Below are 4,438 nucleotides of genomic sequence, written 5' to 3' on the forward strand. Positions count from 1 at the left end.
CGATAGCGGGACGGAGTCCTTTCGCAATAGCGGGATGGGGTCTTTGCACTCCACCACAACCCCAAAGCGGGCCCCAACCCCAACAACAGGCCCAGCCCCGCCGGCGCAACAATGCCGGAGCCCAGGCTCATCAACAGGGCAAAAGCAAAATTAGCTACATAGAGCACCAGCGGCCCCACCAACTGGCGGCGGTCAAGGATGGGTTGATCCTCGCCCCACAGCAGATTGGCCACCGTCATAAAGGCAGCCCCGGTCAGCATCCAACCACCGAAGTTTTGCAACGGCATGCCGAAGAAGGGCCCCGGCTGAAACCACGTCCAAAACGGGATCAAGCCGCGGGTCATGGCCGGATCCAGCACGAAGTCCCAGGCGGTGAGCAGCAGGGCCCCCAACATGATGGCCTCGAAGTGGATCAACCAGTGGCGCTGGGTTTGCAGAGCCACACGCGCCAACAAATAGGACGACAACCCCACATAAAACCAAGACAGAGGGATGGTAAAAGGCACCAACCCGGCAATCTTGTAGCCCAGCCCACTCAGGTAGCCATAGTTGCCAAAGGGGATCCCAGTGCTGGTACCCAACAGCTCACTGCCCAAGGAAATGCCCACCGCCGGGATCAAAAACATCAATAGGCGCCGCACCCCCAACAGCCGGGATCCCATCAGAGCTGCCGCCAGCGCACCGAACACCATGTAGGCCACGCCGCCATTGCCCATGCTCAAGGAGAAAGCTTGAATGCCAATGGGGGGCAAACTGGCCACCCACTCGGGATGCGGTACAACCCAGAGCAACCCTGCCAACCCAAAAAGCAAAGACAGAATGTGCAAACCCAGAGCTAAGGCCTCCAGCCGCTGCCAAATCGAGCCAGACAGGGGCAGAACACTTCGCCCAACAGAAGACTGGAAAGGCAGGCTGACGAGAACACCAGAGGACGAGAACCAACGCATGAGAAACTCCCGAAGAGTGGTTAAGCGAAGCCGCTCTGTCTCCTTGCAACCCATACGGCGGCTGAGGGAAAAAGCGGATGGCCCCAAGAGAGAGCCTAAAGCCAAGAACAAGCCCGCTTGTTTGCAGGCCGGCCTACTTGGAATGGCCCTCTGGACGGAGATGTCACTGCCGCTAACGGTGACACTGCTGATATTTTGCTGTCTATTGTATCAATTCGTAAACATATCGCCCGTTTTTCCTCAGGTCTCCTCCCCGTCTTCGCCGCAGGGATCCCGGGTGGGGGTGTACGCCCAGTTGGCTCGTGCTGTGGAGCGCCAGGACTGGCTTCAGGCCCTGCAGCTGGTGGATCTGTTGCAGCAGCACACGGAAGATCCCGCCCAGCGTCAGGATCTGGAAGACCATCGGCTGGAGCTGGAAAAATATCGTTCTGCTTATGGGGATCCGCCGCCGCCCCAGTGGCCGTTTTTGCACAAGCCCTTTGTTGGGGAATTTCCCGTCACCAACCTCTTCGACCATGACTTGCCTTTGGGGGAGAGGGATGGCAACGGACGGTTTGTGAGTGGGCAAGGCCAGGTTTGGATCCCCGACCCGCTGCACCCCTGTGGCAAAAGCGATGGCCATGCCGGTTATGACTGGGAGATGCCGGTGGGAACCCCGATTTTGGCTGCTGCCGCAGGACGGGTCACCTTGGCCCGCGAGGAGCCGGAGTTTTTTTGCCCCGGCTTGGGCCGGCTGGTCAGGGGGTTGCGGGTGCGCCTTCTGCACGAGCCAGAATTCTCCGATGGGGAGAGAGCAGACAGAAGAACCCTTCCCCGCTGGGAAACCCTCTACGCCCACCTCAGCCAAGTTGGGGTGCAGGAGGGGCAAGTGGTGGCCCCAGGAGAAATCATCGGCCTATCGGGAGACAGCGGCTGTGCCAGCGGGCCCCATCTTCATTTCGAGGTACGTCGCTTCGACAACACCAACTCGGGCCAACCGGCTGCCGTCGATCCCTACGGGTGGTTTGGGTCTGGCCTGGATCCCTGGAGCATTCATCCCCTTGGGGCCGAAAGCCTGTTCCTTTGGCAGGTGGGACAAGCCCCCAGCTTGGGAGCTTGCTGGCAAGGGCAGCGATAGCCGAGACGGACATCCGCTCCGCGCGAGACCTCGCTGACAAAGATGGATATTGACAGGCAGATTCACAACAGTCACAACAGATGATGGACTTATAGATCTCGACGGACAAAGCCATCCCCCTCCCATTGGTAGAGGGTAGCCCTCAAGTCACGGCTGGCACCGGGCGGGCTTGAGATGACCAGGATCCCTTGCGGGCTGACCCGCAGGCTGGCATTGCTCAGATCCGTCACGCTCAGCAGCGGCACAAGTCCCTCAGGCCGGTGTTCCAAGACCAAGACAGAGCGCAGCAGGCTGATGCCCCCTCGCTCGGTAAGGAGCACCAACTTGGGCTGTGGGCTGGAGGTGATGTCCGTGCGCAGGTGAGCCTCCACCAACCGCCCTGGGATCGGCTCAGCCGTGTGGAGCAGACGAAAGCTATACCCCCCCTGGTGCTCGAAGCTGAGAACGCGCACCACCGGCTCTACGGTGGGCTGCCGCTGAATCTGAAACACAGCCACCACATCCTGGCGAGATGGAGAGGTTAGGCTGGCCGGGAACAGGCGCAGGTTTTCACCGCGATTGCCGCGAATAAAATCCCACCAAATGGATTGATTGAATAAAGCCACAACCCCACCTCGAGCAGCGCCGCCCTCAGAAGGAACCGGCAGCAGCGGAAGCACAGGCTGGGGATAGGCAGGAACAGCAGCAACCGGTAGAGTGGCAGCCAAGGCCACTCCCCAGGCTATTCGACCACAGGAACACAACAGCTTCCGCATATTTCCTCACTCCTCGCCCCTAAAATTCTAAAGGACTCCAAGGTTCTCCCAGTCAACCAAACAGCCGGGATACAGGGATCCCTTTTATGTCGAACGCAACCTCGATCTCACCTTGATCTCGCCTGGCAATGGGCTACCAAGTTAGGGTGAAAAGCCTGGAGCTTCCTCTGTAGCCAACAAAGTCGGCTTGGAACGACGCCCCGCCAATTTGAAAGGGATCCCCCAGGAGCAAGGGGCAGCCCCCCCGACGGAGGGCTCTATTTTTCGGTAGCCAAAAACAATTGGGCCCGCCAAAAGCAGGCAATGGACTTGCTGTCCAAATCCATTCCCAAACGGGCCATTTCTGTAAGCTCAGAAGCAGAAAACTCCACTACGGTAATATCTTCATCCTCATCCTTATCGGGAGGGGAATCCAGCACTTCCAGCTCCCGCGCCAAATAGGCATACATAATCTCGCTGGAATAGCCGGGGCACAAATAAAATTGGCCAAGGGGATCCCAGCGATGGGCACGCAGGCCCGTTTCTTCTTCCAGCTCGCGGCGAATGGTGTCATCGGGATGCTCCCCTGGCTCGACCGTGCCTGCCGGGAATTCGTAAAGATAGGAAGCAACCGCAAAGCGATATTGACGAATGCAGACGAACTTGCCTGCTGCAGTGACGGGCACGGCCACCACCCCGCCAGGATGGATGAGGTACTCCCGCTCTCCCTCTTTGCCGTTGGGAAAACGCAAACGCTGGCTGACGAAGGTGTATTTGTGGCCTTGATAGCGCAGGCGCTCACGAATCACCTGAGATGGGTTTTGCATGGCAAGGGATCCCGAGAGTAGAGCCGCTCTCAGCTTAATGGTTTTCGGCGCTGTTGCAACCGGGCAATCCAGAGGGATTCACACGCCCTTGGGATCCCGTGTCTGGGGTAGAGTCAGGAAAAGCACAAAAGTTGCAGGCCATGATTTACCCTCCCTTGAAGGAGTTTCTTGCCCTCACCAAGCAGGGCAACTTTATCCCGGTGTACCAGGAATGGGTGGCGGATTTGGAAACGCCGGTTTCTGCCTGGTATCGGGTTTGTGCTGGCCAGCCCTACAACTTTCTCCTGGAGTCGGTGGAGGGGGGGGAACAGGTGGCCCGCTACAGCTTCCTGGGCTGCGATCCCCTGTGGGTTTTGGAAATACGCGGGGATCAGGCGCTACAGCGATACCGCGATGGCCGACAGGAGCACCACCAAGGGGATCCCTTTGCCATCTTGGCCCGCTGCTTGCAGCCCTATGAGCCGGTGCATTTGCCGGAATTGCCCAGCAGCATCGGCGGCCTGTTTGGCTACTGGGGCTACGAGCTGATTCGCTGGATTGAGCCCAAGGTGCCCATCCACCCCCTGCAGCCGGGGGATCCCCCTGATGCCGTTTTGATGCAGGTGGACAGCATCCTGCTCTTTGACCAGGTGAAGCGCAAGATCTGGGTGGTGGCCTTCGCCGATACCCGTCACCACGCTGCCGAGGAAGCCTATGCCCAAGCCTGCCGGCGGGTGGAAAAGCTGATGCAGCAGCTCAGCGCTCCTCTTTCCCTGGCCCATCTGCACCTCAACTGGAAGCCCCACCTGTCGGAAAGGACTCCGTCCCGCTGGC

4 protein-coding genes and 1 pseudogene are annotated in these 4,438 nt (G+C 59.2%); 2 read left to right on the forward strand and 3 right to left on the reverse strand.

Going from position 1 to position 4,438, the window contains the following annotated elements; translation table 11 throughout:
• The coding region (locus NW819_RS05435) for a carotenoid biosynthesis protein (RefSeq protein ID WP_414413130.1) at positions 1-947 on the reverse strand (947 nt) is incomplete at its 3' end.
• A gap of 277 nt (positions 948-1,224) precedes the next feature.
• On the opposite strand from NW819_RS05435, the gene NW819_RS05440 reads away from it, so the two are divergent.
• Positions 1,225-2,064: a M23 family metallopeptidase gene (locus NW819_RS05440; protein ID WP_414413131.1), complete on the forward strand. Its 840-nt coding sequence runs from the start codon at positions 1,225-1,227 to the stop codon at positions 2,062-2,064.
• Positions 2,065-2,153: 89 nt separating this feature from the next.
• Here NW819_RS05440 and NW819_RS05445 read toward each other — a convergent pair whose 3' ends face one another.
• Complete coding sequence (locus NW819_RS05445; protein ID WP_414413133.1) at positions 2,154-2,777, reverse strand: hypothetical protein; 624 nt, start codon at positions 2,775-2,777, stop codon at positions 2,154-2,156.
• A gap of 299 nt (positions 2,778-3,076) precedes the next feature.
• Entirely contained in the window at positions 3,077-3,625 is a 549-nt protein-coding gene (locus tag NW819_RS05450) for an NUDIX hydrolase (protein ID WP_414413132.1), read from the reverse strand.
• Positions 3,626-3,765: 140 nt separating this feature from the next.
• Between NW819_RS05450 and NW819_RS05455 the strand changes: the two are divergent.
• A pseudogene (locus NW819_RS05455) lies at positions 3,766-4,438 on the forward strand (anthranilate synthase component I); the annotation flags it as partial.

The organism is Synechococcus sp. R8-2 (genome assembly GCF_047461715.1).
Classification (GTDB): domain Bacteria; phylum Cyanobacteriota; class Cyanobacteriia; order Thermostichales; family Thermostichaceae; genus Thermostichus.